Genomic DNA, 3,226 nt, shown 5'->3' with positions numbered 1-3,226 from the left:
ACGGCACGTTCTTCCAGATGAACGGCAACTTCTCCTTCGGCGACTACTTCAAAGAAGGCGCCATCGACCTCGCGTGGGGCCTGCTGACCTCCTCGACCGCCGACGGAGGCTACGGGCTCGACGGCGACCGCCTGTGGATGACGATCTGGGAAGAAGACGCGGTTTCCTACGACTATTGGACTCGCGTCATCGGCCTTCCCTCGGACCGCATTCAAAAGCTCCCGTTCAAGGAGATCTCGTGGTCCACCGGCCAGCCCGGACCCGCCGGCGCCTGCTGCGAGATCCACTACGACCGCGGCCCCGAGTACGGCCCGGACGGCGGCCCCGCCGCAGACGCCCAAGGAGACCGCTTCCTTGAAATCTGGAACCTTGTCTTCGACGAATTCATCAGGGGCGAAGGCGAAGGCCACGATTTCGAACTCGTCGGCAAACTCGAACGCACCGCCATCGACACCGGCGCCGGCCTCGAGCGCATCGCCTACCTCCTCCAGGGCAAAGCCAACATGTACGAGATTGACGAGGTGTACCCCGTCATCGGCAAAACCGAGGAGATCACGGGAAAGAAGTACGGGGCCGACGCCGAAGACGACGTGCGCATGCGCGTGGTCGCCGACCACGTCCGCTCCGCCCTCATGCTCATCGGCGACGGCGTGCGGCCCGGCAACGACGGCCGCGGCTATGTTTTGCGGCGGCTCATCCGCCGCGCTGTGCGCTCCATCCGACTCCTCGGCGTCGACGACGTCGTCCTTCCCTCCCTCATCGCCACGTCCAAGGACGCGATGAAGGACTCCTACCCCGAGCTGGAGGCAGAATTCGCGCGGATCCTCGACGTGGCCTCGGCCGAGGAGGCCGCCTTCCGCAGGACGCTGACGTCGGGAACCCAGATCTTCGACCTCGCGGCGTCCAAAGCCTCCGGCGGAAACAAGGTCCTCTCCGGCAAGGACGCCTTCGCCCTCCACGACACCTACGGCTTCCCGATCGACCTCACCCTCGAAATGGCCTCCGAGCAGGGGCTCAAGGTCGACGAAGGCGAGTTCCGGCGGCTCATGCAAGAGCAGAAGGACCGCGCCCGCGCCGACGCCCGTGCGAAGAAGACCGGCCACGTCGACTCGGCCGTGTACAACGAGATCCTCGACGAAAGCGGCGGCTCCACTCGGTTCCTCGGATACACGGAGACCGGGGCGGAAGGCAAGATCGTGGCGCTGCTCGTCGACGGCGTTTCAGTTCCCGCGGCCACTGCCCCCGCGGACGTCGACGTCGTCTTGGACCAGACGCCCTTCTACGCAGAAATGGGCGGCCAGCTGGCCGACCGCGGAACGATAAGCGTCGAAGGCGGCGGCCTCGTTCAGGTCGACGACGTCCAATCGCCGGTCAAGGGCCTCAACGTCCACCGCGGAACCGTCAGCGAGGGCACGGTCGCCGTCGGCGAGAAAGTCTTTGCGCAGATCGACGTCGACAGGCGCGGCCAGATCGCCAGGTCGCACACCTCGACGCACATGATCCACAAGGCGCTCCACGAATTCCTCGGGGAGCAGGCGACCCAGGCGGGGTCGGAGAATTCTCCCTCTCGGCTGCGTTTTGACTTCCGACACGGGGAGCAGATTCCCGCGGACGTCGTCATGGGGATCGAGGGACGCGTCAACGACAGGCTCCGCGAAAACCTCGAAGTCACAGACGAAACCATGGACCTCGACAAGGCGCGGGCCGCCGGGGCCATGGCCCTTTTCGGCGAAAAGTACGGAAAAGAAGTCCGGGTCGTCTCGATCGACGATTCGTGGTCGAAAGAGCTGTGCGCGGGCACGCACGTCGCCTCGACCGGAAAGATCGGATTGGTCTCCATCCTCGGAGAGTCCTCGATCGGGTCGGGAGTGCGGCGCATCGACGCCCTCGTCGGCGAAGGGGCGTACGCGCACGGCGCGAAAGAGCACGCCCTCGTCTCCCAACTGGCCGGCATCGTCGGCGCGCGGCCCGAGGAGCTGCCCGAACGCGTCGACGCCGTCCTTTCCCGCCTAAAGTCTGCCGAGAAAGAAATCGCCGCCCTCAGGCGCGAGAAGCTGTCGGCAGGAATCGGGGACATCCTAGGCGGGCGCCGTCGCATCGGGAAGTTCAACCTTTACTGGGCAGGTTTGGGCGAGGTCGCCAGCGGCGACGACGTCCGCGCCGTCGCAACGGACGTCCGCGGCAGAATCGACGATTCTGAGGCTGCCGTCGTCGTCGTCGGAGGCGTCGTCAACGGCCGCCCGTCCGTCGTCGTGGCGACGACGGACGCGGCGAGGCAGGCCGGCGCCAGGGCCGGAAAGCTCGTCTCCTCGTTCTCGAAGGTCCTTGGCGGAGGCGGCGGCGGCCGCGACGACGTCGCCCAGGGCGGAGGCCAAGACCCGTCTAAGCTTCTGGAGGCCCTCGAGGGGCTAAAGGCGCAGCTGAGCTGATGCGCAGAGGCAGACGCGTGGGATTCGACGTGGGGCAGGTTCGAATCGGGGTCGCCCAATGCGACCCCGACGGCATCTTGGCAACCCCCGTTGAGACGCTGTGGCGCGGGAAATCGGACATTGACGACGCCGCGCAGATCGTACGGGAGTGCGAGGCGATGGAAGTGATCGTCGGCCTTCCGCTCAACATGGACGGCTCGGAGGGCGCGTCCGCGCGCGACGCTCGCGCCTGGGCCGCCGAGTTGGCCGAATCCGTGGCGCCGGCGCCCGTCAGGCTCGTCGACGAGAGGCTCTCCACCGTGACTGCCCATGGGCAGCTCATAGCGGCCGGACGCGACTCACGCAAGCGCCGCTCGATTGTGGATCAGGCCGCTGCTGTGGTTATCCTCAATACAGCACTTGAGATGGAACAGCGCACAGGCAACGCACCCGGCGAGTGCGTCTCCATCGCGCAGGAGGCACAACAATGACCGATTTCTTCGATCGCTCGGCAAATCAGAGGCGCTCGCAAAAAGGCCCGTTTGTGGACCAGCGAACGGCGTCGCGCAAGCGCCGCAGAAAGCAGCGAAGGCGGTCGTTCGTCATCTTGGTGATGGCCATGGCCTTCCTCTCCGCCGTCTCGGTGATCTTCATCCCCGAGTTTTTCAAAGAGTCCAAAGTCGTCGAGGACTATCCCGGGCCGGGATCGGGAAGTGTCTCGATCGTGATCCCGGAATCCGCGACGGGCCGAGAAATCGCCGCGATCTTGAAGAAAGAGGGCGTCATCGCCAACGCGCAGCCCTTCATCGACGCCTACA

2 protein-coding genes and 1 pseudogene are annotated in these 3,226 nt (G+C 65.7%); all 3 read left to right on the top strand.

Annotation, left to right across the window (positions count from 1 at the left end; genetic code table 11):
* A partial coding sequence (gene alaS, locus ACO48X_RS02990; protein WP_485000394.1) for an alanine--tRNA ligase occupies nt 1-2,429 on the top strand: 2,429 nt, incomplete at its 5' end.
* Nucleotides 2,429-2,899 (top strand): Holliday junction resolvase RuvX, encoded by a 471-nt coding sequence (ruvX, locus tag ACO48X_RS02985; RefSeq protein ID WP_485000392.1) that lies wholly within the window; start codon nt 2,429-2,431, stop codon nt 2,897-2,899. The genes alaS and ruvX, both read left to right, overlap by 1 nt.
* A 53-nt stretch (nt 2,900-2,952) precedes the next feature.
* Nucleotides 2,953-3,226 (top strand): annotated as a pseudogene (locus ACO48X_RS02980) (endolytic transglycosylase MltG); the annotation flags it as partial.

The organism is Peptidiphaga sp. (genome assembly GCF_057238965.1).
The sequence above is the reverse complement of the archived record's forward strand: the minus strand, read 5'-3'. Positions and strand labels throughout refer to the sequence as shown.